This window comes from Paenibacillus donghaensis, assembly GCF_002192415.1.
In the GTDB taxonomy this organism is placed as follows: Bacteria; Bacillota; Bacilli; order Paenibacillales; family Paenibacillaceae; genus Paenibacillus_AQ; species Paenibacillus_AQ donghaensis.
This window is the reverse complement of record NZ_CP021780.1, coordinates 145,700-171,265: the sequence shown is the minus strand read 5'-3', so window position 1 is coordinate 171,265 and position 25,566 is coordinate 145,700. Positions and strand designations below refer to the sequence as shown.

At 49.4% G+C, this 25,566-nt stretch carries 22 protein-coding genes, 2 pseudogenes and 2 CRISPR repeat arrays; of the genes and pseudogenes, 10 read left to right on the top strand and 14 right to left on the bottom strand.

What is annotated here, in order from left to right:
• Window positions 1-118: 118 nt before the first annotated feature.
• Window positions 119-1,045 carry a cysteine synthase A gene (gene cysK / locus B9T62_RS00730; RefSeq protein ID WP_087913526.1) on the bottom strand — a complete coding sequence of 309 codons (927 nt, stop codon included), beginning with the start codon at window positions 1,043-1,045 and terminating at the stop codon, window positions 119-121.
• A gap of 46 nt (window positions 1,046-1,091) precedes the next feature.
• Window positions 1,092-1,838 carry an MBL fold metallo-hydrolase gene (locus B9T62_RS00725; protein WP_087913525.1) on the bottom strand — a complete coding sequence of 249 codons (747 nt, stop codon included), beginning with the start codon at window positions 1,836-1,838 and terminating at the stop codon, window positions 1,092-1,094.
• Between the two features lie 129 nt (window positions 1,839-1,967).
• Here B9T62_RS00725 and B9T62_RS00720 point away from each other — a divergent pair, with 129 nt between their 5' ends.
• Entirely contained in the window at window positions 1,968-2,402 is a 435-nt protein-coding gene (locus tag B9T62_RS00720) for an Lrp/AsnC family transcriptional regulator (RefSeq protein WP_087913524.1), read from the top strand.
• A 19-nt stretch (window positions 2,403-2,421) separates the two neighbouring features.
• Window positions 2,422-3,060 (top strand): pentapeptide repeat-containing protein, encoded by a 639-nt coding sequence (locus B9T62_RS00715; protein WP_087913523.1) that lies wholly within the window; start codon window positions 2,422-2,424, stop codon window positions 3,058-3,060.
• Between the two features lie 102 nt (window positions 3,061-3,162).
• Here B9T62_RS00715 and B9T62_RS00710 read toward each other — a convergent pair whose 3' ends face one another.
• Entirely contained in the window at window positions 3,163-3,630 is a 468-nt protein-coding gene (locus tag B9T62_RS00710) for a SprT family protein (RefSeq protein ID WP_087913522.1), read from the bottom strand.
• Between the two features lie 121 nt (window positions 3,631-3,751).
• On the opposite strand from B9T62_RS00710, the gene B9T62_RS00705 reads away from it, so the two are divergent.
• Together B9T62_RS00705 and cmpA are read left to right on the top strand one after the other, a co-directional pair.
• Window positions 3,752-4,111: a hydrolase/acyltransferase gene (locus tag B9T62_RS00705; RefSeq protein ID WP_087913521.1), complete on the top strand. Its 360-nt coding sequence runs from the start codon at window positions 3,752-3,754 to the stop codon at window positions 4,109-4,111.
• A gap of 65 nt (window positions 4,112-4,176) precedes the next feature.
• Complete coding sequence (gene cmpA, locus B9T62_RS00700) at window positions 4,177-4,308, top strand: cortex morphogenetic protein CmpA (protein WP_087913520.1); 132 nt, start codon at window positions 4,177-4,179, stop codon at window positions 4,306-4,308.
• Between the two features lie 498 nt (window positions 4,309-4,806).
• Here the strand turns inward: cmpA and B9T62_RS38540 are convergent, their stop codons facing one another.
• From B9T62_RS38540 to B9T62_RS00695, 3 genes are all read right to left on the bottom strand, one after another.
• Complete coding sequence (locus B9T62_RS38540; protein WP_169834301.1) at window positions 4,807-4,947, bottom strand: hypothetical protein; 141 nt, start codon at window positions 4,945-4,947, stop codon at window positions 4,807-4,809.
• Between the two features lie 72 nt (window positions 4,948-5,019).
• Window positions 5,020-5,187, bottom strand: a complete 168-nt coding sequence (locus tag B9T62_RS39835) for a hypothetical protein (RefSeq protein WP_169834300.1) — start codon at window positions 5,185-5,187, stop codon at window positions 5,020-5,022.
• A 175-nt stretch (window positions 5,188-5,362) separates the two neighbouring features.
• Complete coding sequence (locus B9T62_RS00695) at window positions 5,363-5,857, bottom strand: DinB family protein (protein WP_087913519.1); 495 nt, start codon at window positions 5,855-5,857, stop codon at window positions 5,363-5,365.
• Between the two features lie 162 nt (window positions 5,858-6,019).
• Here B9T62_RS00695 and B9T62_RS00690 point away from each other — a divergent pair, with 162 nt between their 5' ends.
• Window positions 6,020-6,619 (top strand): CGNR zinc finger domain-containing protein, encoded by a 600-nt coding sequence (locus tag B9T62_RS00690; protein WP_087913518.1) that lies wholly within the window; start codon window positions 6,020-6,022, stop codon window positions 6,617-6,619.
• A 261-nt stretch (window positions 6,620-6,880) separates the two neighbouring features.
• On the opposite strand, the gene B9T62_RS00685 is transcribed toward B9T62_RS00690, so the two are convergent.
• Window positions 6,881-7,543, bottom strand: a complete 663-nt coding sequence (locus tag B9T62_RS00685) for a hypothetical protein (protein ID WP_087913517.1) — start codon at window positions 7,541-7,543, stop codon at window positions 6,881-6,883.
• 86 nt (window positions 7,544-7,629) lie between these two features.
• Here B9T62_RS00685 and B9T62_RS00680 point away from each other — a divergent pair.
• Both B9T62_RS00680 and B9T62_RS00675 read left to right on the top strand, forming a co-directional pair.
• Window positions 7,630-8,348, top strand: a pseudogene (locus tag B9T62_RS00680) (response regulator transcription factor).
• Window positions 8,345-9,412, top strand: a complete 1,068-nt coding sequence (locus B9T62_RS00675) for a sensor histidine kinase (protein WP_245864290.1) — start codon at window positions 8,345-8,347, stop codon at window positions 9,410-9,412. The pseudogene B9T62_RS00680 and the gene B9T62_RS00675 overlap by 4 nt, the downstream one beginning before the upstream one ends.
• Here the strand turns inward: B9T62_RS00675 and B9T62_RS00670 are convergent.
• Window positions 9,404-11,353, bottom strand: coding sequence for a serine hydrolase domain-containing protein (locus B9T62_RS00670; RefSeq protein ID WP_157685387.1), 1,950 nt, complete (start codon window positions 11,351-11,353; stop codon window positions 9,404-9,406). The genes B9T62_RS00675 and B9T62_RS00670 overlap by 9 nt on opposite strands.
• 220 nt (window positions 11,354-11,573) lie before the next feature.
• Here B9T62_RS00670 and B9T62_RS00665 point away from each other — a divergent pair, with 220 nt between their 5' ends.
• Window positions 11,574-12,230: a VanZ family protein gene (locus B9T62_RS00665; protein WP_087913515.1), complete on the top strand. Its 657-nt coding sequence runs from the start codon at window positions 11,574-11,576 to the stop codon at window positions 12,228-12,230.
• A 759-nt stretch (window positions 12,231-12,989) separates the two neighbouring features.
• On the opposite strand, the pseudogene ltrA reads toward B9T62_RS00665, so the two are convergent.
• The 4 genes and pseudogenes from ltrA to B9T62_RS00645 all read right to left on the bottom strand — a co-directional run bounded on the left by ltrA (window position 12,990) and on the right by B9T62_RS00645 (window position 18,488).
• A pseudogene (ltrA, locus tag B9T62_RS00660) lies at window positions 12,990-14,819 on the bottom strand (group II intron reverse transcriptase/maturase).
• 831 nt (window positions 14,820-15,650) lie between these two features.
• Window positions 15,651-16,583 carry a prenyltransferase/squalene oxidase repeat-containing protein gene (locus tag B9T62_RS00655; RefSeq protein WP_087913514.1) on the bottom strand — a complete coding sequence of 311 codons (933 nt, stop codon included), beginning with the start codon at window positions 16,581-16,583 and terminating at the stop codon, window positions 15,651-15,653.
• Window positions 16,584-16,809: 226 nt separating this feature from the next.
• A CRISPR array of direct repeats spans window positions 16,810-17,508; the repeat unit is 32 nt; unit sequence GTTTCAATCCACGCTCCCGCACGGGGAGCGAC.
• A gap of 339 nt (window positions 17,509-17,847) precedes the next feature.
• A complete protein-coding gene (locus tag B9T62_RS00650; protein WP_087913513.1) occupies window positions 17,848-18,234 on the bottom strand; it encodes a retropepsin-like aspartic protease in 387 nt (128 codons plus the stop codon).
• Window positions 18,231-18,488 carry a hypothetical protein gene (locus tag B9T62_RS00645; protein ID WP_087913512.1) on the bottom strand — a complete coding sequence of 86 codons (258 nt, stop codon included), beginning with the start codon at window positions 18,486-18,488 and terminating at the stop codon, window positions 18,231-18,233. The genes B9T62_RS00650 and B9T62_RS00645 overlap by 4 nt, the downstream gene beginning before the upstream one ends.
• Window positions 18,489-19,398: 910 nt before the next feature.
• Between B9T62_RS00645 and B9T62_RS00635 the strand changes: the two genes are divergently transcribed.
• Window positions 19,399-20,541, top strand: coding sequence for a Fic family protein (locus B9T62_RS00635; RefSeq protein ID WP_087913510.1), 1,143 nt, complete (start codon window positions 19,399-19,401; stop codon window positions 20,539-20,541).
• 148 nt (window positions 20,542-20,689) lie between these two features.
• Window positions 20,690-22,311: a CRISPR direct-repeat array (repeat unit 32 nt; unit sequence ATTTCAATCCACGCTCCCGCATAGGGAGCGAC).
• A 737-nt stretch (window positions 22,312-23,048) separates the two neighbouring features.
• Here the strand turns inward: B9T62_RS00635 and B9T62_RS38535 are convergent.
• Complete coding sequence (locus B9T62_RS38535) at window positions 23,049-23,201, bottom strand: hypothetical protein (RefSeq protein ID WP_157685386.1); 153 nt, start codon at window positions 23,199-23,201, stop codon at window positions 23,049-23,051.
• Between the two features lie 157 nt (window positions 23,202-23,358).
• On the opposite strand from B9T62_RS38535, the gene B9T62_RS00630 reads away from it, so the two are divergent.
• Entirely contained in the window at window positions 23,359-23,592 is a 234-nt protein-coding gene (locus tag B9T62_RS00630; protein ID WP_087913509.1) for a helix-turn-helix domain-containing protein, read from the top strand.
• A gap of 1,290 nt (window positions 23,593-24,882) precedes the next feature.
• On the opposite strand, the gene B9T62_RS00625 is transcribed toward B9T62_RS00630, so the two are convergent.
• A complete protein-coding gene (locus B9T62_RS00625; protein ID WP_087913508.1) occupies window positions 24,883-25,443 on the bottom strand; it encodes a DUF6155 family protein in 561 nt (186 codons plus the stop codon).
• Window positions 25,444-25,566 lie beyond the last annotated feature (123 nt).

The window sequence follows — 25,566 nt, the reverse complement described above, 5'->3', positions numbered from 1 at the left end:
TTATCATGATTTCCAGGTCTAGTCAAGCCTGATCACAAGTATTGTGAGATCGGTTACATTCAAGCCGCATTATCCCCCCAGCCTTCAAGGGATTGGGAGGATCTACTGTCTGCTGCCTCTAATCTACGAACAACCCCGGCATGCTCATATAACGCTCGCCAGTGTCGGGAGCAATACACAGCACCCGCTTGCCGGGGCCAAGCTTGCGGGCTATGGACAATGCCGCCCAGACGGATGCTCCCGAAGAAGGTCCTGCGAGAATCCCCTCCATAAGCGCCAAATCGCGTGTTGTCTGGATTGCATCCTCGTCCGCCACCTGAATAATCTCGTCATATACCGCTGTGTTCAGAATTGCCGGAATGAACCCCGGACTGGTTCCGACCAGCTTATGCGGGCCGGGTTGACCCCCGGACAACACCGGGGAACCAAGCGGCTCCACCACCACAACATGCAGCTGCGGCAGATGCTCCCGCAGCGTCTCTCCTGTTCCGGTAATCGTTCCGCCCGTGCCTGCCGTGGCCACAAAAGCATCCAGCTTCCCGCCGGTCTGCTCCAGAATCTCAAGAGCGGTCGTGCGGCGGTGAATATCCGGGTTGGCCTGATTCTCGAACTGCTGCGGCACGAAGCTGCCTTCGATTCCGGCTTGCAGCTCCAGCGCTTTGGTGATCGCGCCCGGCATCCGCTGCGCCGCAGGCGTTAACACAACCTCCGCACCATAAGCCTTCAGCAAATTAATCCGTTCCCGGGTCATATTATCCGGCATGACGAAGATGGCCCGGTAGCCCTTGGCTGCCGCATTCATCGCTAGGCCAATGCCGGTATTGCCGCTTGTCGGCTCGATAATCGTTGCCCCCGGCTTCAGCAGTCCGTGATTCTCTGCTTCTGCGATCAGGTTGAAGGCCGCACGGTCCTTCACGCTTCCGCTGGGATTAAATGATTCCAGCTTGACCCATACTTCAGCCGCCGGCCCGCTGACCATCCGGTTCAGCCGGATTACCGGTGTATCTCCAATCAGCTCATAGATATGATTTACAACTTTGCCCATAGACTCCGGTCACCCTTTCCGAAACTGCGTTGATATTATATGAAGCTTAACACCATTCGCCGTCCAGCGGAAGCTTCACCCGTTCGGTCAGAGATTCCCGTCCCAACCGTGCTGCCAGCATCTCCCGGGTCACCAGGCAATGGTTAATGGCATCCATGTGGACCGCAATCACTGAGGTGTACGGCGCATAAGCGCATAACTTCACTACATCCTCTTCATCCATTGTAATAGGGTCTCCGGTTACAAACCGCGCCCCGCCGGCATTAACCACCGTTACTTCTGGTGCATACTGATCCAGCACCTCTTGCACCTCATCACACCAGATGGTGTCGCCTGCCACATATAATGTAGGTTCGCCTGCTTTTTGAAAAAGAAAACCCGAAACCCGTCCCATCACTGCACCGATATCCCCGGTCCCATGCCGTCCACCTGTGCGGGTGAGTGTAACTCCGCGGAAAGAATAGGTGCCGCTGATTTCGGTCACGTCTGTGAAACCCTGGGCAGCCAGCACCTCTCCATTGCCCTCCTGGCACAACAATGGAAGTTCAGCAGACAGTCTGGCTGCCGCTGCCGCGTCCCAGTGATCCTGATGCAGATGCGTAACCAGTACCACATCAGGCTGCAGCCACTGCTCTACCAGCCCTGGGAGCGGCACCAGCGGATTCCTCCGCTCATTCTCTGTATTGATAATAGGCGGGTTAGCCCCGGCCTCACTGAACATCGGATCGATCAAAAAAGTAACGCCGCCATACTCCACCCACAGCGCTGCGTTGCGAATCAACTGTATTTTCATCCTAACCCCTTCTTCCCTGAATGTATCTTCTGATACAATCAATTATAGACTGGAGAGGAAACTGGTTTATACAAGCCGCAGAAAGAGAACTCCCTGTTCTGCTTTCACCATGAAAGGAATTATGCCCCGATGAACAAAAACCAAATCCAGGTAGATGAAACGGATCTGCAGATTCTGAGCTATCTAATCGAAGATTCCCGGCTCAGCCATAAGGAGCTTGGCGTGCTGGTGCATATGACCGGCCAGGCTGTAGGCGCGCGCATCCGCAGGATGCAGGATAACGGTGTAATTGAAGGCTACACGATTCGCTACAGTCCGGCTGCACTGGGGCAGAACCTTCAGGCTTTTGTCACGGTGTTTCTGGGATCTAATACGGTCCACTCGGCCTTCCAGGAGTTTGCGAGAAATGAGCCGTCTGTACAAGAGGTCTTCCGCATCAGCGGGGAAGGCTGCTATTGGATGCGGGTGCGCAGCGCAGATCAGGAGGAGCTTAATCTGTTGCTGGACAAACTGCTGAAGTATGGGAACTACCAGGTCAATCTGGACATCGGACAAATGAAATAGAAGAGGAGGATCGGATGAGATGAAACCTGCTATAGAACCACCCAAGCTGCCGGAGCCTGACACGCTGCTGCCGCAGCAGATTGATTCCCTGTACACGAAGCAGGAAATCAGCCACTGCCTGATCAGCAATTGCACAATTGAAGCGCAGGAGGCGAGCCGGGTTTCTTTTGACACCGTCGTGTTCAGAAACGTAACGATATGCGAATCCGAGCTAAACGGCATTGAGCTGATCGATGTGATCTTCGAGAATTGCGATCTGTCCAATGTTAGTTTCACGGACGCGATCATTCACCGCACCGAATTCCGCCGTTGCAAAATCGTCGGCACCGACTTCACCCGGGGGCGGTTTCAGAACGTGCGGATAACGGACTGTACGGGGGAGCTGGCTACCTTCCGGTTCGCCCGTCTGAAGCAGGTGGGCTTCGAACAGAGCAGCCTTGAGAGCGCCGACTACTACCAGAGTGATCTGCAGAAGGTCACCTTCTCCGAGTGCAAGCTGGACCAGGCTACCTTCTCGGGCTGCAAGCTGAAGGGCATCGACCTCAGTACCTGCGATTTCAGCGGGCTGCATGTGGAGATTGCCGACCTGCAGGGCTGTGTGATTTCTGCGCAGCAGGCGGCCTCTTTTGCCGGATTGTTGGGGCTTGTTGTGCGTTGAGGTATGGGGAGAAATAGTGTGAGTACAGCGTAGATTAGAGGGAGCAAAATATGAGCACTAAGCACAGCGTAAGAGCAGCGTGAGCACTGAGCACAGCGACGCTTACCCCTCCAACGCCTGCAGCTTCAGCTTGCCGGAACATTTGCCGCAGCGGTATTTCTTGGGGTCCACCTTACGTTTGCGCGGATATTCGGTGCCGCAGGCTATACATACCAGCTTGTAGCGGTAAGGCAACGTACGCCGTGCTTTGGCCCCGGACAGGGTCTGGCAGTAGCGGCTGCCACCGACCTGGGCCAGCAGATTCTTGAAATCGGCGTCCCGGTGCATATACCCTCGCTTGGCCAGATGAAGATGGTAATGGCACAGCTCATGTTTAATGATACGCTCTGTCTCTTCACGGCCGAACTGTGTAAGCTGAAGCGGATTAATCTCAATATTATGGCTTTTGGTAAAATAACGCCCTCCCGTTGTCGACAACCGGCTGTTGAAGCTGGCCTTGTGCCGAAACGGTACACCAAAGCTGTCCTGGGACACCTGTTCAATCCACAGCTGCAGCTCTTCATTGCTCATCATTTGCATAACGGTCGTTCACAAGTCCTTTCCAGGGGGATTCCACTCTCTACTTGAATTGTAACTTGTGCATAGGCTAAACTGTCAAGAAGGAAGACAAGACCGGAGGGAGAATAACGAAATGCCCAAAATGCGTTATGTAATTCTGCAGTACAAGCAAGAACTGCAATTCGTCGAAATGCCGGAGGAATACGCCTACCAGCTAAGCGCGCTGAATCTGCGCCTGAATAAGGAAATCGACAAGCTGACCGCCGACAATGTACCCGATCTGCCGCTCGCCGTGGCCGAGTGTGATGCGCTAGAGCTGCTGCGCGAGGAGCATTCGCTGCAATCGGGGCTGGATTATATCAATCTGCTGGAGGGCGCTTTTGCCGCTGTTCAGGAGGAGCATTATCCGCTGATCTCGCTGCTGACGGAGATCCGCGCCCTTCAGGCCCAGCTCGAGCAATGGTACGAAGAGGAAGAAGAAAACGTCTTGTAAACTGCACCCCTGGGCATCCTTCTCCATATGCTAACTTACGTAAGCATGCCAGAGGAGGGATACCCTTGCCGCAGTGGCTCTGTCATCAAATGATGAAAGCATATTTCAGAAAAGACCGCCGTCAGATCAAGCTTCTGAACGAGTGCTGGTTCTTCTACCGTAATTCCGCCGAATCCCGGAATGAGACCAATTCATAGCAAACGAATGTAGAGCGGCCATCTTCCTGTGGGAGGTGGTTGCTCTTTGGTATGAGGATGGTGGGGGCGAGTTGAATAAGGGATATATCCCTTATTTTTTGCGTGATAGGGACTGTGGAGAGTTTTTTATGGGATTTATCCCTTACTTTTTGCTCGATAGAGCCTGTAGAGAGATTTTTATGGGATATATCCCTTACTTTTTGCTCGATAGGGACTGTGGAGAGTTTTTTATGGGATTTATCCCCTACTTTTTGCTCGATGTGGCTGGGAGAGTTTTTTTAGTGTGTTAAGCTAATATTCCGGCGTCTGCTCGCGTTCCAGCATATTTAGAGGCATTTTTGCCTCTTAGTCCGACGTTTGTCCCACCGCCAACACATTCAGAGGCATTTTTGCCTCTTAGTCCAGCGTTTGCCCCACCGCCAGCACATTCAGAGGCATTTTTGCCTCTTAGTCCAGCGTTTGTCCCACCGCCAGCATATTCAGAGGCATTTTTGCCTCTTAGTCCAGCGTTTGCCCCACCGCTAGCATATTCAGAGGCATTTTTGCCTCATAGACCGACGTTTGCCGGTCACCTTCCGCATGACTCTGCAGCGGCAGCGTGCGACTTCCCACTTCCGCCAGCATATTCACCAAATACAAAACCATCCCGCATTTGCTTTCGCAAGGGATGGTTTTTGCGCGCTTTTGACCAAGTTATGTGTGCAGTATCATTTAGAACATAGGGAAGACATAACGCACCAGGAAGAACAATACTCCAAAAATAATGATGATATAAGCGGCATATTTGATGAAGGTAGCGGCGACAAGGCTGGAATCCGACTTCTTCTGCACCTCTGTATGCTCTACCTCAACGCTGCGGTCTTTGTAACGTGGTTCCATATTTCATCTCTCCCTTCGACTGATCAAGTTAGCATCCATTAACCTGCCGTCCTCCCCGTTGAAACAAAAAGCCACACTTCGCTCTGCCCCCGGAATAGGAACTGCGAAGATGCGGCTTAGACAACATCAGATTATTAACTTCATATCCATGCATTCATTACCAAGAGCTTAATGGTTAGTCAAAAACGCGCTTGGAAGGCCAGGACCCCTGCAGCTTGCGGACCAAAACGATCTGTCCGGTGTGATAAGCATCATGCAGAATCAGGCTCATCACCTCTTCCCCCGGCGCATGGCCGGAGCCTCCCCAATCATAGGCGCCTTCCTCCAGCGCTTCGATTACTTCGCGCAGTGAAGCATGCACGCTTTTTAAATCAGCCACGGCTTTCTCCCACTCTGCCTCACCATGGACTGTCACGGTAAACGTAACATCATTGTTCTCCGCTTCGGGCGGCTTAGCCAAGCCTTTGAGCTTGTGCAGCAAACGTACCTTGTAATAGGTCAGATGGTTAACCGTCTCCCAAATGGAATTGGCGGCTCCCCCTTCGGGCTTCCAAGTAGCCTGCTCACTGCTTACTCCCTCCAGCGCATGGCTTAACGGCGGCGACCAATCCTCGATATCCATCGCATAATCCCAGTTCTCCAGCAGCACTTCACTGATTTTGTTCTGCATAACAACCTCCTGTATGATTGAAATAGGTCTATTCAGAATACAGCTATCTAGTCTATCTAGAATGTAGCATAAACTACCGAGGTGTTCAAGTAACTAGCTAAAACTAATTTTAAAGGTTACAATACACAGATAAGAAACAGGTGCGGAGAGGATGGATGGGACATGCCGTGGGAAGATTTCATTAACAGCTACTGGCGGGATTGGCGGAGCGGCGACCGCAGCAAGGACCAGGACAAGCTCACGGACGCAGACTGGATAACGAATTGGCTGCAAAAAATTCAGCTGGAGGCAGCCGGCATGCCGGACGTGGAGGTGCTGGAGCAGCTGCGGACGCTTCGGGCGCTGATGCTGCGGCTGGTGCAGCAGCTGGTAGAAGGCACTTGGCCCGGGCGGGAGCAGCTGGAGCTGCTTAATCCCTATATGGGCCAAGGACCAGTGGTACGCCAGCTGGCGTGGGCGCCCACTGGCGAGGCTGAACTGCAGCTGCAGCCGCAGCGCAGCGGCTGGGAGCAGGTGATGGCGGAGGTTGCGGCTTCTTTTGCCGCAGCACTGCTGGACAAGGAGTCCTCCCGGTTCCGCATCTGCGATAACCCGGACTGCCTGTGGGTCTACTACGACGATACCCGCAACCGCTCCAAACGCTACTGCGACGACAAGGCCTGCGGCAACCTGATGAAGGTGCGCCGGTTCCGCGCGCGCAAAAAAGCCGAGGCAGACGGAAGCCCCGGCACTACAACAACAAACGCTACAACCGAGCCATAATACGCAGGGGAAGGCTCGCTGGCGCGGTTCAGAGGCATTTATGCCTCTCTTTTCGCCGCATACCGCCATACGGGCGCGGTTCAGAGGCATTTATGCCTCTCTTTTCGCCGCATACCGCCATACGGGCGCGGTTCAGAGGCATTTATGCCTCTCTTTTCGCCGCATGCCGCCTCGCTGACGCGGTTCAGAGGCATTTATGCCTCTCTTTCGCTCGCATGCGGCCGCTGACGTGGCGCCGCACGGTCGCCTCAGGCGCGCCTCTCATCCCAGCTCGACAGTCTGGCGCACATAATCCGCCAGACTGTCGAGCTGATTCCATACCTCGCTGCCGCCGGAAGCGGACACTTCGCGCGCAGCAGGAACCATCGACAGCTGGGCGGCGACCAGCTGTTTGCCGGGATGCTCTCCGGCCAGCCGGAGCAGGCCGCTGGATACGGCCTGGTTGTACTCCTCTTTATGGCCTTGCATAATTAGAGGGAAGGTATCCTCCAGCAGGGCCGCTTCGGCCTGCAGGTCAATCCCCTGCTGCGCGGCGAACCGCTGCAGCTGCTCCATCGTTCCCGCCACGGTTGCGGGATTCGTGAACGCCAGCACCATAGGGCGTGCGGCTGCAGAAGCCAGCTTGCTGAATAGCGGGTCTTCAATCCGGATGACCGGCACTGCCATCCGGTGAAGCTGCTCCTTATATACAGCACTAAAAAAAGTGCAAGTAATCAGGATGGCATCCACATGACTGGAGGCGATCCAGTCCAGCGTCTGCGCCACCTTGCGCTCCGCTACGGCAGGAGTGAAGTCGCTGTCCGCTTTGATCCGGTCAAGCCCGGGATCTACATAATGCACCAGCTCCGCGCCACCAGCGCCAAGCGCCTGCTCAATCAGCTCAATGTTGGTATAATGGGCATGGTAACAGCCAATCGTTGGCAAGTGAATCCCCCCTTTAGAAGTTCAGAGCATTGTAACCGATGGGGAAGCAGGTTGTAAACCTGACGTCAGGAGGAGACAAACAGACTGTGAACAGAACGGTATTACTAGTAGATGATGAAGCTGAGATTGTGGAGCTGCTGCAGATTTTCCTGGAAAAATACGGCTTCCGCACGCTCATTGCCCTGGATGGGGAAGAAGCTTGGGCACTGCTCCAGCAGCATAAGGTAGATCTGGCTGTAGTGGATATTATGATGCCCCGGCTGGGCGGGATGCAGCTGCTCCGGCGGCTCCGCGCGGAATACAAGCTGCCCGTGATCATACTGTCGGCCAAAAATCAGGACAGTGACAAAATCCTCGGCCTGCAGCTGGGCGCCGATGATTTCGTTACCAAGCCGTTTAATCCGCTTGAGGTGGTGGCCCGCATTCAGGCTATGCTGCGGCGGACCTACGAATTCAATGAACCCGCGCCACCGCTCGCGCCGCAGACCCCGCAGCGGGTCAGCATCGGCCCCCTTACGCTGGACCCGGCAGAATTCACCGTCTATAAGGACGGCGAAATGATCCTGCTCACGGCGCTGGAATATAAGCTGCTTAGTCTGCTGATGCTGGCCCCGGGGAGGATTTTTACCAAAAAACAGCTATTCGAACATGCCTGGTCCGAGGATTATTATGAAGATGCGAATACGATTATGGTCCATCTCTCCCGGCTAAGGGCCAAATCGAGGACAATCCCAAACAGCCGGTATATATTCGCTCGATCCGCGGTATCGGCTACAAGTTCGCCCGCAGGGAGGAGTTCCGGTGAAGAAGCGCAGGCTTTTTGTTAAACTCATGCAATCTTATCTTGTGTTTACGTTCGCCATGGCTGTGGTCACTGTTGTGCTGCTGCTGTTCGCCGTCTCCTTCACTTCCGCTACGGTCGAAATCACGCTCGGCGGGCTGCTGCTGTTCCTGCTGCTGCTTGTCATCAACGTCTGGCTCTATGGTCTCTGGACTGCCACAAGAATTACTAAACCACTGGAGCAAATTGCCGGAGCTATGCAGCAGATCACACATGGACGATACGATCAACGTCTCCATTATGAAGCGGACTACGAATTCTCCGTCATTCAGCAGCGTTTCAACGCCTTGGCGGAAGCTCTGGAGCTGGCCGAAGCGGACAACCGCCGCCTGGAGAGCAGCAAGCAGCGGATGCTGGCCGATCTCTCGCATGATCTCAAAACACCGCTGACCACCATCCAGGGCTACACCCAGGCGCTGCAGCTGGGACTTGCGGACAACCCTGAGCAGAGCCGGCGTTACCTACAGCTGATTGAACAGAAAACCAAACGGATGGATTCGCTCATAGATGATATTTCCAGCCTCTCGAGTCTGAACAGTCCCGGTTATCCTCTGCTGATCGCCCCGAATGATCTGGCTGAGCTTCTCCGTGAGCTTGCCGCCGAATATTACGACCTGTTCGAGGACAAGCAGTTTACGTTCATAATGGATGTGCCTGAAGAAGAATTGCTGCTGCCTTGTGACTTCAAGCTCATCCGCAGAGCGGTCTCGAACCTGCTCACCAATGCGCTGAAGCATAATCCTCCCGGCACACAGGTGGAGGTCAAGCTGAGAGCTGCGGGCTATAACGTTATTTTGTCTGTTGCCGACAACGGAATCGGCATTGCTGATTCGCTGGCGGAGAGTTTATTTGAGCCTTTTGTACGCGGAGATGATTCCCGGACCAGCGGCGGCGGCACCGGTCTCGGTCTGGCGATCACCAGCACCACTGCCGTGCTGCACGGCGGAGAGCTGGTGCTGGACCGCACCGGGAGAACCACCTGCTTCCGCTTAACGCTCCCGCGTTACCGTCCGCGCGACCTAGAATAAATGGACCGACAGCATGTTCCAATAGAGCAGATATCCGGTATGAATCAAGGCAACCAGCGCCAGCAGAGAGCGGCCTATCGCCGGCAAACTTCCCTTAGCCAGCCCCCGGCCGTTCAGCACAAGCAAGGCGATGGCTGCCGCTAGCGCGATCAAGGGCAGCGAACAAAGCCCTAACCGGTAGGAGGCCGAGAAGCCGTAGATCATGCGGGTTAGTCCGTAGAGCAGCTGAACTGGCAGATAGATCACAAAAACGGAGGCTATCAGCAGAATCAGGCGAGAGACGGGCGGGCGACTGGTGGTGGTGCTGCTTCTAACCCAACGGATGACATACCGGACGAGCCATGCCAGCAAGACAATGACCCAGAACAGTCCCAGTCCGGCATATACTGCCAGCAGAACAGCCGGGCGTTCCACGAAGGAAGTCGCATCCATCGTTGTCTCGCCGATGCCGGTCATTTGCCATTCGCCGTCCTGGCTGTGAAACCAGACCTTGCGCTGGCCACCCTGCTCCTGGAACACCCCTTCGGCCAAGGGCAGAAATAGCTTCTCTTCCACCCCGCCGCTGCCATCGGGATAATTCCCGCTGATCTTCAGCTGTCCATCCATTGCCTCGACCTCGAACCCCGCTCTCTCAAACAGCCTTAGCCAACGGCCCCAGCCCTGCTGTGAGCTGATCCGGTAGGTGTAGCGGCCTTCATAGGGTTCGAGCGCTCCCGCTGTCTGTTGAATTACAGGCTCGGAGCCTTGCTCTCCGACCGGCAGCAATCCAGTAATCGCGTCTATGGCCTGCTGATGCAGCGGTACGTCAGAGTTCGCCGTGTTCACAACGATAAAGATTCCCAGCTTCTCTGAAGGAATAAGCGCCATCTCGGAGACAAAACCTTCGACTTCCCCCGTATGGTAAATCATCGGCAGCCCATTTTTCAGCTCGCCTCTAAAGAATCCGTAGCCGAACCCGTCCAGCAGCGGATGTGCGGTGAATTGCAGCTCGTGCATCTGCTGGATGGCCGAGGGGCTAAGGATCGATTGATTTTTATAGCGGCCCTCATTCAGATGGGCAATCATATAAGGGGCGAAATCCAGCGGCGTTAGGCTGAGATCCCCTGATCCTTGAATATTGAGATACTGGTAGCTGATTTTCTGATATCCTTTCTCGGTATAATCATACGAAATGGGCATTCCCGGACTATCCTCCGCCAAGCTGAGCGCAGCACTATCCATCTCCAGCGGACGGAAGAGATGCTCCTGCATATAGGCTTCCAGGCTCTCCCCCGCCGATTCCTCAATTAACTTCCCCACTAAGCCATATCCTACATTATTGTAATCAAATTGAACGCCCGGCTCCCGCACCGGAGGCTGACTGTCCACATATTCACGAAAAAAATCATCCGCAGAAATTCTCTCCTGCTCCGTCTCCGCCACTGTATGGTAGGCGCTCTGATCCAGTCCCGACGTATGTGTCAGCAGCTCATGCAATGTGATCGGCTGAGCCTCCTCATAAAGCGGGATCTGAAATGAAGTCAAGCTCTGGTTAATGTCGCTCTTCAGATCAAGCTTGCCCTGCTCCACCAGCTGCATCGCAGCGGTTGCCGTCAGAGATTTGGTAAGTGAACCCACACGTATCTGGGTAACCGCAGGGTCCAGCGGAACCTGGCGCTCTACATCCGCATAGCCATACCCCTTGCTGTAGAGCACCTTATCTCCCTGCGTCACGACAAGCGCCGCGCCCGGAATATGCCCCTGCTCTATGCCTTGGTTCATCACCGTATCTACCTGCTGCGCAATCTGATCCGCAGTGAGTGTGCTACCAGCCGGCACAGCGGCAAGCGCTGTTACAGACCCACCCGTTCCAGTCACCGCATCTACCTGAGGGGTCCAGCCACTTGTGATAAGCCCCGCCGCCAGTATCGCCATTCCTGTAATCCTTCCTAATTTAAACAAACCCGCCACTCCCTTTTTATTTTTGGCAAAACCATAATCATCCTCACTTCAGCATAGCCTGCTACCCTGTCACCTCTATTACACCAATCTTACGTTAACCTTAAGATTTCAGAGCAGTGGGGCAAGGATGGGGAGGGTAACCTTACATTTCTTTAACCCTTTTGACGACACAAAGGAATAATATGGAATATATGACCTATACCTAACAGGAGGATCACTCATGTTTATCATCATTATTTTCACAGAGACGCTGGTTAGCTTTATCACTTATTTGCCGCTGCTGGTTCTGACCCAATGGAGCCTTGCCCGGATCAGCACCCGGCACAACGATACTGCTGCGAAGTGGCATATCACCGGAGTGTATATGTTCTGCTTTTTTCTGATCGCCATGCTGTCCGTGACCGGGATTCCCTCTATCAGTTCCTTGAAGTTGCACGGTTCCATCAATGCAATCCCTTTCGCAGCAATCACCGGCAATGCTATTCAATACCTCCAGAATTTCCTACTCTTTATCCCGTTCGGTGTGCTGCTGCCGTTGTTATGGAGCCGTTTTGCGTCGTTTAGCCGCACATTGCTGGTCGGTTTCCTATTCTCCCTGGCCATCGAGTGCATTCAGCTCTTCAGCTACCGTGCAGCAGATATCGACGATCTGATGATGAACACTTTAGGCGCAATTGCAGGCTATGGCTTATTCAGAGGATTACATAGAAGCTTCCCGAATTTCGTGCAGGCTTGCCGCCGGAAAGATCAACGCAGTGCGCCCTCTCACTGGCTTATGGAGTATGAGGCGTATGTGTATATCGGGGTGGTTTGGTTCGGAATGTTTGTTGTGAGAGGAATCCTGTCTGCGGGGTTTATGTGGTGGTTTGGTTGGTAGGTTATGGATATGAGATAGCGTAGTAAAAAGCCCATTAGCCACGTTTTGTGGGTGGTGGGCTTTTTGGGTGGGGCGGGTATGCGGGCAGGGGTATTCTTTATGCAGAGTTGATGTGAGATGGAATCCGGGCTCCCGTATGGGGGAGCGCCACCTTCATCTGTCCAGCCATGTATTCTTGCGTGGTTCAATCCACGCTCCCCATGCGGGAGCGACCCTTGCCCAATACCTTTGAGATATCCTTGGCATTGTTTCAATCCATGCTCCCTCACGGGGAGCGACCATCAAGTACGGCCAAAGAGCGGACAACACATTTGTTTCAATCCACGCTTCCGTACGGGGAGCGACTACAACTTAACTGCAAGAGTAACGATAATGGCGTGTTTCAATCCACGCTCCCGCACGGGGAGCGACCTTCTCTAGTGTATCAAACCAGATGTTTACTGTTGTCAGAAGAAAATAAAGTATTAGACTAGATATGCTGCTCCAATCGGTTTTTTAATTTTAAAAACCAACAGATTCTATAAAATAAGTATTAGACTGACCCCAACAAAAAAAGACAGCGGCAGCCCGGGACGAGAAAATAAAGTCCTAGACTGCCACAGTTTTATTGAACTAACGGTAGCAATAGGTAAGCCTTTGATACGATCTCCAGCTTTTCCCCTGCTCCACACGGAGCGTGCGAGTTTCCCCGCACTCCGCGTTCCCTCTAACAAAATGTACTAGATCATAAGTTCCTCGTTACTCATAGATTTGGGAAGGTTAGACTGGTTCTAGTCCGTATTTATTACGGTACTGATTGATTTTGATTTTCATCAAGTCAGTGATACCCCGTCTATTTATGAGTACTTCGATCGTCTCTTTGTGAGTATGGTGGATAAGCTCATATACCTCTTTGTGGAGAATGCGCAGATTGTTGAATTTGTCGCTTCCACCGAGATATAATGGCATATAGTGGTGACAGTAGACGTCTGATGCGAAAAGATACATCCCTGTGATTTCGCATTTCCCCATCTTCATACTGTACCGACTTATACGATTATCCATATACTCCACACTCTGGCTCGGGATGCTGGATTCCATCAAAGAAAGTATTTCTTGACGTATATCCGGACGAAGCTTTTTGTATATTTGTTCTCTTCCTGCCGTTGTATAAAGTGAAAGACTTTGACTGAAGTTCATCGTGTTCTTTGTTTTCACGTTGGCAAGAGGATATAAGTATACACCTGCTACTTTGAACGTTCTGTAACCCCTGCTGTAGAATTTGTTGTATGTTGGTGGCGGGTTAGTAGGATGTTCGTATTTCCCGATTTGTTTCAGACGATTATACATGAAGGCTCGCAGGTCATAGGCAAGACGTGAGAACTCAACACTGACATGGGTTGCCCGACTGAAGTAGTTGTGGATTCCCAAAACAAAGCTATTAAAGAGTGCTGCATTTAGGGCAATTGGAGACGATCTCAACTTCTGAATGCGCTTTTTGGCTTCCATCTTGATCTTCTGCTTTTTGTTATTTCTAATGCCTGTATGCGCTACTCTCTTTTCACCCTTTACATTCGCTCGGATCGTGAATCCTAGAAATTCAGATTCTCGCTTTCGTAAATTTACAATTTGCGATTTCTCTGGCGAAACTTCCAGTTTCAGACGATATTTTAAATAGGAAACGACAGCATGATACCACTTGTAGGCAGTCTTGTAGTCTCGACAGATGATTTTGAAGTCATCGGCGTAACGCACCATATATCCTTCTTTGAGGGAAGTGCGATTTTTCGTATACAATTCACCACTTCTTGTCTTGTGAGGTTGAGTCAGGGGGAAGAATTCCCATTGACCAGCCACCCAATGATCCAAGTCATTGAGGACGACATTTGAAAGTAATGTCGACAACAGACCCCCTTGAGGTACACCCTTTGTAGGTATACCTTATCCATCGATTTCTGCTTTCAGCATCTTGGAGATGCACGCTAACACCTTTCTATCCTGAATCCCCATGTTCCATAGCTGCTTCAATAGCAACGTGTGATTCACATTGTCGAAGAACCCCATGATGTCGATATCTACCACATAGTGCATTTGTGCCCGATTCACAAGAAATTGTATTCTTGCCATCGCGTGGTGTGTAGACCGTAGTGGTCTGAAACCATAACTATGTTTGTAGAAATGAGCCTCAGCTATGGGTTCAAGCACTTGCTTGAAGCATTGCTGAATGATTCGATCCAGTATACAAGGAATGCCGAGCGGTCGCCATTTTCCGTTGTCTTTTTCTATAAATTCCCGTCTGACTTTCTTAGGGCGATACCATTTTAGATTGTTTTGGATTTCACTTACTAGTTCATCTTCGGACGATTTTTCAATGTCTGTGATGGTTTTTCCATCTGTTCCTGGCGTCTTTGATCCTTTATTCGATTTCATTGTTCGATAAGCCAGCCGAATATTTTCTCTAGATGTGATTAGATCGTAGAGATGCGAGAAAGATTCATGATTGCCAGCTCTTTCGTGCAAATCTGTGAAAGGTTCCGTCATGCCGTAGTACTCCCAATTTCGCAAAGCTTGCACTGTGGCATCAATCCTTTTGAGGTGATGTTCCCACATTCTTACCCGACCGGCGCAATTCACGTTTGGAAAATGATCGTTCTTATCTGTTAGACTTGGGGCTGTTCTTCCACTCCCATTACAGGAGATTCATCAGTCGTGCCCCTGCCCTCACAAAGCTTAATGCATTTCGGCCCGTGCCTTATTGCAACCGTCTTGGGTAACAGCCCTTGTTGCGACGTGCCTTGCTTTCCAAGTCCCTTACAACCTAGCCTTTTTTTTTTTTTTTGTTCTGGACTTAGGTGCTTCCTCTGGGCCTGTGAGCAGGATGCCTCCTTAGTTTGGCATAGCGTATTTCATAGGGAAAATTTTTACTTTACGCCACTCACCCCATCGTAGGATGGTACATAAGTTTCCTTATGCTCTAACTATAGACCTGTACATTCGGAAGTTCGTCAGTTCTTTTCTATGAACATTCTCACCATATCCAGCTTTTCAGCCACGCGGCATATCCGTCAGCATACCTTTTCTATTCGAATGGCTCTAGCCTTTGTTCTGCCGAATCTACCTGTACTTCAAACCCCATAACCTGTCAGTCATGACGCATGCAGGAGTATTGGTGGGATGGTTTCGGGATACATGGTTCCGTCATTCCCATCCTCGGTTGTAAAGTTAGGATTCTATGAGACTTTGAATCCCCTGTTTTTCGCACTATGTAGTGCTTATACAGAACTTGTCATACTTTCCCGTTAGCCATGCATGCAGCGCAAGCGACGCACCACAGATGAGGGAAGTAATTCCGTTCTTCCATGGGAGCTTAATTAGACAAGTCATTTAAATATTTGAAATTTTTAAGCATTCTTCGACCTGGTCCTTACCCTTTCGACCAGATCAATTATCTAAAGGAAGTCTTGAGGTATATTCCGGGCCCATTCGTTCGAACACTCGATCCAATTGTCTGGTTAGATAAGGCGAAACGACACCAATACCAGCCGTTGCTTCTAACAAGGAAAAGGTTTGTCCACCCCACGGGCCTTGGGGATCAAACACTTGTCTACCGACTTGTAAGCCTTCTGCTATCATAGATGTATTCAAGCGTTCCAATCCTTCTCTAAACAGCCAGACCGGTAGCAGTTTGTTCCTACGCCGGGACCATTCTGCCAAGAATGACATGCCGCGCAAAATATCATATTCAAAAAACCTTGGAAAGCAAGGCTTCAGCCATTCCATATCGATGACGTCCCCATTTTGTTTAGAACATACAAGACGATGTTCAATTAAATAACGTGCACCTTCGTCTAAGAAAACAGCTTCCTGTTCAGTAAATTCACGGTCAGTATGCCATAAGATAGCTTCAAGCGGAGGCAATGTTGAAACAATAGAGCTTTTTTTAGAATGAGTATAAGCTTCAGGATCGCAGTTCAGTCCACCATCAGGTAGCTGATGCTTTAAGAGCCATTCACGAATCCAAGGTAGTTCCTTGTCCAAATCACAACCATACGCCATTAGAATCATATAGTACACGGCAAGTTCACAATGGCAGCAATCCATCTTCATCTTATCACTTTCACTTGTTGGATGGTCATTGGCGGATATAATAAAAGTTGGCCAGACCTGGGTTTTGAGTAGATGTTTAGCTCTTTCAATAGCGGACTGGGGGATCCGTTTCACCTCTCCCATTTCATAAAGAGCAGCCATATGCCACCAAACTCCATCCCATTTTCGACGAGTGCACTCGCCGTGAGCCATCGTAAAATGCGGTGCAAATTCAAGAAACTGTATAGATTCTTCGATTGCCAGTCGAATAGTTTGATTAGTTTCCATCTGGTACCTCCTTTTTAAGTACTTCTACCTCACTCAGTTTAGCAAATACCTCACGTCGTATTCCTTTCCAAGCTTCAACATTCGATATGTTATTAAACTATCCTGCCCGTTAGCTTAATGAGGAGCAACAGTCTAATACTTTATTTTCTCAGTCTACAACTTTATTTTCCGAGTCTAACACTTTATTTTCCAGTCCATTACTTTATTTTCTTTCCACAACTGTAGTGTTTCAATCCACGCTCCCTCACGGGGAGCGACGACCAAACGGCCCTTGTCCACCAGCGGATTACTGGTTTCAATCCACGCTCCCGCACGGGGAGCGACACCAAAGCACACAACCATCTGCATCCGACAGAGCTGTTTCAATCCACGCTCCCGCACGGGGAGCGACGGCTACACCGTCCAAGGCCGTACCACCGGCCGCACAGTTTCAATCCACGCTCCCTCACGGGGAGCGACCCGATCATATCCGCGAATGTGGACGGGTTAATGCTGTTTCAATCCACGCTCCCGCACGGGGAGCGACGGGCGTGAATGTGATCCCCCCGGGACACTGTGGCAGTTTCAATCCACGCTCCCGCACGGGGAGCGACGTTCACGGACGTTGTGACCACCGGCGGCAGGGCGTGTTTCAATCCACGCTCCCGCACGGGGAGCGACATGAACGTAAACGAGATTGGAATTAAAAAGGCCGGTTTCAATCCACGCTCCCGCACGGGGAGCGACTACGAGCTCTTGGATTGATTAACGGATTAGATACGGTTTCAATCCACGCTCCCGCACGGGGAGCGACGGCCACGATTTCGGACTGCTCTGCCGCTACTGCAGTTTCAATCCACGCTCCCGCACGGGGAGCGACGGTTCAAGCTGCGCGCAGAGCTTGGGAAGAAGAAGTTTCAATCCACGCTCCCGCACGGGGAGCGACAGGTACCCAAAACAACCCTTACAGGACAAGGGCTGGAAGAGCCAAAAGTGCGAACCTCACGAATCTCATTGTAACTTGTCTTTACTTTAACGCGCAATATGCCATGAACCCTTGTAACATATAGGGTGCGAACCTCCCGGGGATTTCATGTGCGCTTGAGGTTCGCACTTTTTAGCCCATCTACTTGATTGTGTGACCACATTCGCGCCGTTGGTTCCTCTTCTATTTATGCATTCTCCGCAACATATTCATATTCTTCTATATCAAGCACAAAAAAACAAACTGGCTGCTAGAGAAAGGTTCGAGCTCAACCCCGCTGCAATTGTAAGAAACAGTCCTTTAGCAAGCTCCCGTTTTCAATTCCATTGCTTTGACGTCAATCACAGTCTTTGCTTGTTTCAAGAAGTTAAAGCCAAGAATAGCATCGATATCCATGCCATAATCCATGTTTCCGATTTCGACTTGAAACTCCTTTAACATTGATTCACCCACTATAATAGAGTCCAGACACTTAGTGTACACATATTCTACACCACCTACGCCCCGTATCATATCAACAGTATCATTTTCTTCAGGGACCATGCCTATTGCTTGTACCACATCCGCATTCAAAAGAGTGCTAGCAGAACCAGTGTCAAGCAGCACCTTCTCCAATTGTAACTCTCTTCCCCTAAACACTACTCTCATGCTCACAAAAGGAAGCCCATACTTTTCTGTAATGTTCATCTTGGCCCTCTAATTCCTACATATCGCTCGCGTGCCACGACCACTGGACGAGAGGTATGAAAAAAACAATATTCACGGTGCGGGTCCTTCCGGTGCAATTCACTGTACCGTTTTAAAGCCTCGCTCGAGTCCTCATAGGAATCTATCACAGCCATCTCTTCAATAAAACGTTGGCCTTCTCGGGAATAGGCTCTGGTTGCCTCAAGAACAACCCATTCATTGGGAAATCGTTCCTTAACTTCATCCCATCGCATCTTGGACACCTCCAGTTAAATAATTACCATTATTATAACATGTCGGTTTGTATCTAAAGCCAGACTCAGGCTGATCGCTGAAACTTTTATACAACGGTCCCTCCTTAGGCATCAATCCACGCTCCCACACGGGGAGCGACAGCGATTTTCACCCAAAAAAAGGAGTTAAACCCTATTCTAGGTCTAAAATATCACTTCATTCTCCAAAACCAAATCAACGAATCTCCCGGCGATTTCATGTGAGCTATACATTCGCACCTGTAAATTGCAAGGGTATTAGCTATATATCGCCTGTCCAATTAAACATGTTTTTCTATTTGGACTCCCTTGCCTTCAGCTGTGTTGGCTGTTACACGTATATTCTTTTAAATACGTTTCAATCTAAATTTCATAGCAGATATAATCACAATCGTAATTACGGTAAAGAAGATAAAGTTCTTCAAGGAACCGTGAGTCATGTATGTATTAATCCCAAGAACGAACCAACTTAAGAACACAATCCCTAAAAACATGGTTAACATACTTTTCACGGGATGCTTAGATTTTTTAGAAATCAGAACAACCAAACCAAGGGCAGAAAGAGCAAAAATTCCAAAGAATCCACTAATAATAAGAGTGATTAAGAACGTTGACATTATTCAATAACAACTCCTTCCCCAGGATTTCATGTGCGCTTCACATTCGCACCTGTAATTGCTCCTCTATTACATTCTCCACATCAAACCCAAACCCTTCTGCTTCAAGCGATACGAACCTCCCAATGAAATCCATACACGCTTCTGCCTCTCACTTTTGCTTATTCGTTTAACTATCATATAATATGTACATAATAAGTGTAACGACATATACTAATATTATCTATGAAACATTGATTTATCAGTATTTATTCATGTAAAAGGTGGTGTACTCTTTGACTTATTCATTCTGCTACAAACATTTCGACACTGTGGAGAACAGACTGGTTTTTCAACCGAATCTAAATCCTTTCGATTATGAAATCTACCAGCTCATTCTTGAGGCCGAGAGAAACATAGGTGCACTCGCAAGACTGGGTCTCAAAAGCCACCCCCTAAAGCCCACCATTCTGCGCAACTCGCTCGTGCGAACCGCACATTTCACCACCAAGATTGAACAAAACAAACTGGAATACAAAGAGGTAGAGCAGGTATTTCAGGATTACAAAAAAAATCCGCTCACCATTAAGCAGAAGGCGCAGATTGAGGTCAAAAACGTTTTTGAAGCCTACGGGTACATTTATAGTTTAGACCCTAAGCATGATTTCTCGGATATGGATGAACCCGTGCTTAAGAAAATCCAACAGCTGCTGATGAATGATTTGACCGGCTACCCGGACGGCTACCGAACCATTCCCGTGGCGCTGCATGATGGGGATGGTCATGTGAGCTACCAGCCTCCAGCTTTTACCGAGGTTCCGCGTCTGATGCTGGCGTATTTCAACTGGCTGTACACCAGTGTCACTGGCTACCCTAATCCTTATGAAACTACCGTCTCTAATTCGGACAAAAAAATACACCCGCTGATCATCTCCGGCATTACTCATCATTTGATCGGTTATGTTCATCCTTTTCCGGATGGGAACGGAAGGACGGCCCGCGCGTTTTCTACATTGGTTGGATTGATCCACAAGGATCTGGCTACAATTAAGGATGCTTTTAGTGTGGAAGAGTTCTTCGACAAGAATATTGAGGATTATTACGATACGCTGATGGCGGCGACGCAAGGAGATTTGAAGCCCTTTATCGTGTTCTACCTGGAGTGTGTGAATGCGTCGCTCACTAAAGTTCTGAAGGAGTTGCAGCGGTACGACAGGATCAAACATATTCGCGAGCTGTTGGGCAAAGGCCATGCCAGAACGATGTTCGAGCTGATCAGCACGATGAAGGATGGGGAGATTTTTCACAGAGAGCTGTTCGACAACACCCTCGATGCCTCGCCCTCCAGCATAGCCAAAAACATTGCCAAGCTCAAAGAGCTAGGTGTCATCCAGCCAGCCGACGGGCGCGGGGAATATTCTGTTTGTATTGTGGATTAGTATTAGGGGATTAGGTGGAGGTTGAAAAAAGCACAGTTGCCCCTTGGGTGCACTGTGCTTTTTTGCGTTCGGCGATTCTGCGTGAGAGAGTGGAATCTAGCGTGGCTGCTGACTGTTCCGTGAACAGCGGATGCGAGACATAGCAGGTATTTCATTCCACGCTCCCGTGTAGGGAGCGACTGAGACTGGTCAATTCTTATCTAATTCATTTGGTATTTCAATCCACGCTCCCGCATAGGGAGCGACTGGCGTACATCATTTCATACGGCGTCATGCTGGATATTTCAATCCACGCTCCCGCATAGGGAGCGACTTAATTTGCATCATGCTTGCTGACCATGATTCCGATTTCAATCCACGCTCCCGCATAGGGAGCGACAGGGGACGGGAGGCGGCAAGACACACGCAGATTTATTTCAATCCACGCTCCCGCATAGGGAGCGACCTGAGTTTGTAATTAGTAATGAGGTCATTCAGGTATTTCAATCCACGCTCCCGCATAGGGAGCGACGTATATCTTCCATTATTGGATGCAAACGGTAATATTCAAATCCACGCTCCCGCATAGGGAGCGACAATCTCTATCTAAGCTTATTGCAATCCTACCATCCTCATTTCAATCCACGCTCCCGCATAGGGAGCGACTCCATCTTTAAAGTTAACGATTCTGGAACCTATATTTCAATCCACGCTCCCGCATAGGGAGCGACCAGCCAGCACATGCCGGGCACACCATTAAGTTATTTCAATCCACGCTCCCGCATAGGGAGCGACTTCAACAAACCACTCACAATGGTAAAGATCATCATATTTCAATCCACGCTCCCGCATAGGGAGCGACGTACCACGAAGAGTCATTGCGTGCGGATATCGCAATTTCAATCCACGCTCCCGCATAGGGAGCGACACTTGAAAAGGACTCTTTACTCTTAGCACTTAAATTTCAATCCACGCTCCCGCATAGGGAGCGACGTTCTGCACAATATCTGATGCATAAATGCTATTACCATTTCAATCCACGCTCCCGCATAGGGAGCGACGTAGATGCGGAATATCTGGAGCCGGCTCACAAGGAGATTTCAATCCACGCTCCCGCATAGGGAGCGACGTGCTGGCCTTGGACGATATCAATAACCTAGACAAATTTCAATCCACGCTCCCGCATAGGGAGCGACCCCGTAGTTGTTGGTGTGCCGAACATCGTACTTCCATTTCAATCCACGCTCCCGCATAGGGAGCGACGCAAGAGCTTGATTTTTTCGTGCTCAGTCTTTACATTTCAATCCACGCTCCCGCATAGGGAGCGACGCATGTTCCCACCGGGTAGCAGCGGGTTCGGATAATTTCAATCCACGCTCCCGCATAGGGAGCGACAGGAGCAAACAACGTAAGAACGATGGAGTTTATTGATTTCAATCCACGCTCCCGCATAGGGAGCGACGGAGTTTAGCCTTTAATTCATCCATAACTCAAAATTTCAATCCACGCTCCCGCATAGGGAGCGACGAACATTTTATCGTTCAAATTCGCTTTACATTATTATTTCAATCCACGCTCCCGCATAGGGAGCGACTCCAAGTACACGCGCAACGGCATCCAGGAAGAATTTCAATCCACGCTCCCGCATAGGGAGCGACTATGGCATCATGTTGGATGATGAAGCGATCGGGATTTCAATCCACGCTCCCGCATAGGGAGCGACGGCCTTCGCGGCTATCAAAATCATTGGAAGCATACGATTTCAATCCACGCTCCCGCATAGGGAGCGACTGCGATTTTCGACTAAAAATAGGATAAAAACCCTTTTAATGAGTCGGAAAATCACTTAATTCTTAAATACATAGGCTAACATATCCAACAATCATACAAATAATGTAATAAATCTGGTGCGAAGGACCCGGGGATTTCATGTGCGCTATACATTCGCACCACTTAGTTAAAGCTCGTTCAAGCCAAAATTCTTTTTCTCAATTGCAACAAGCTACACCATCTATTGTACTCCATTTCGTATCAGGCAAATAGTACCCTTCCACTAACAACAGTTTCCTTCTCAAAATTTCTATTGATAGATACTTTTGGAGCAATGTTGCCCAGATATCGCCGATGATCAAGGATGTGATAAAATATCAGGGACGGTCATCCAAAACGAAAGTTATATTCAACCGCTAAACTCGCTCAAAATGTCTATGATAAGCATCGAACTGCTCATGCTGCAAGCCTTGAATCCGGAATCAACAGCAAGTTCCACTTTTCGTCGAGCGTCTGTTCCAAAAAAACACTCCATACCAGTTACGGAGACGAAAAAATTGCCACTTTATTTGTTATAGCATTACACTCAAATCAATACTTCGGCTATATATTAGGGCAAGCAAAAACGACCAAGCCATGGCTCGGTCGTTTTTACTATGTAATTCTTTTTATGAGGAAAGGTGTGCTGGTACGATAGATATCTCATTCAAGCACCTTTGTTATCCCTTGCGCCCTCTCTGCTTTTTCTATAGCTTCAATTAAGTGGTTTGCCATTTACGTCCGAGCGCATCAGTGAGATGATAGTAATGTATTGCATCCTGTGATTCGTCTAATTCCGGCCAGACCAAATTCTTTTTTGTGATATCAAGAATAGCTTGAGTATTAAGTTTGCGAGGGCGACGTTTGGACATATGGCTTCCTCCGTTTGTTTGCTCTCTAGGATATTTGTAAGAGCGTACCAACAAAATTCTCACATCTAAATTGCACGTTTAAAGTTCAACATCTACATCAACAATATACTATATGAACTTTAAAAGTGCAACTAATTCTAATTTCCGGAGGAGCACCATGGAATTTAACGATTACACTCTTTACTGCAACTTGGACACAATATTAAAAGAGCGTGGTATATCTGTATTAAAATTGTCCAAAGAGATTGGGCACAGAAGATCAACGATCATGGAATTAATGCATAACACCAATATGGAAAAGAAGAGAATTTCAGCGGAACTGATAATGAAGTTATGTCTCTACTTTGAAGTCAGTCCTAACGATTTGTTCGATGTACGCCGCAAGGAATAAACTGAGATTGTGAAAAAAAGCACTGAATTTCTGCTGACTAAGCGGAAATTCGGTGCTTTTTATTATCTTGGTCCTCTCGCCTAAAATACTATATAACAATACTTGAAAGTTACACCCTGTCTGTTTCAATCCATGCTCCCACAGGGGGAGCGACAAAACTGGCCCATCCGTCCGAAACTGTCGGCCTGATTTCAATCCACGCTCCCGCATGGGGAGCGAAAGTGATTTTCTACCAAACCACACTCCCGTACGGGGAGTGACAGGGCAGGGGGGCTTATTTTCTTATTGCCAAAAACGATTTCAATCCACACTCCCGTAGGGGGAGCGACTGCTTGATATCCCGACCATTGTTGACACGATAGCAATTTCAATCCACGCTCCCGCACGGGGAGCGACACAACTGCCAAGTGTAATCCACGCCGAACAACGGGTTTCAATCCACGCTCCCGCACGGGGAGCGACTGTCCGTCAAATTCAACAACTGCATATTCTCCTTCATTTCAATCCACACTCCCATACGGGGAGCGACCAGTTCGGGACATTTGCCGCCCACCAGCCCAACTATATTTCAATCCACACTCCCATACGGGGAGCGACACCTTAAGTTTGACGGCAGCGGTAACCCTTATGTATTTCAATCCACACTCCCATACGGGGAGCGACGACGACTATATCAAGGAGCTGCTGCTTGACAGGACATTTCAATCCACACTCCCATACGGGGAGCGACCATCCGGGTTGAAAACGATCAACCCCCCTGTGAGATTTCAATCCACACTCCCATACGGGGAGCGACAAAATCTGTATATTTAACGTTAGCCATAATGATTATTTCAATCCACACTCCCATACGGGGAGCGACACACGGTCTTGGTCGAATTGCTTTTGTACTCTCCATTTCAATCCACACTCCCATACGGGGAGCGACCACATTTCCGACTGACTGACGTAGCCACGGCACGAATTTCAATCCACACTCCCATACGGGGAGCGACAGCGATTCCCGGCCAAAAAATGGTGTTAAATCCTATTTTAGGCCTGAAATATCACTTCATTCTCCAAAATCATATCAACATGCTCATTCAGCAGGCTCATTGAATCCAAATACTGTAATAAATTCGGTGCGAATCTCCCGGGGATTTCATGTGAGCTATACATTCGCACCAGAAAATTGCAAAGGGCATTAGAAATATATCGGTTACCAAATTATACCCAACTAAACGTTACTTTTCTATCTGAACTCAATTACCTTCAACTGTTTTCTACTGATCTCTAAATCTTTACCTTTGTTCACTCCACTTCCCCATAATGATCCAGGATCTCTCCATATTCACTTATTAGGCCATCGTGGAAACCCCAACCATAATTATAAGTATTGTCGACTGCAGCTTTTAGTCTTTTTTGGAATACTTGGTACAGCTCTATGTCATCATAATCAATAAGCTTGCCGATGAGCTGAGAGTACACGGACTCCATACTATTATAGAATCTTTCGTCGATATCGCCATAATCTGTGGTGAACTGCACACCCTGTTCGACGTAAAAGAGCATCAGATCAATCTGCTTGGAAAAATCATCGGTAAGCTTGCTAAATTCAGTGATTGCTTTTTTGGCTTGTGCCAGTCTCATTTTAGGCATGCCACGTTCTGGATAGAACTCATGGGCGATCTTCCGCTTCGCCTCTTCAAAAAGCTGATTCAATGCTTCCTCCGGTCGCAATTTCAGCTGAAAATACTTTTTCACATCATCGTTAAGTTTATAGCAGTCCATAATGATGGAGATTAGCTCCGGCTGGGGAGTTCCTTTTAGGTATTCCTTCAATTCAGGCAACGGCAGTTGTGGTTTCGACATAGCAATCTACCTTCCTATCTACTATTTATAAATGCACCTTACTATTACAACCTCATTCTAATCTATCCTTCGCTCGCTTTAAATAGTTTCAATCTACTGCACAGGGAGTGTCAAGCCTATTGC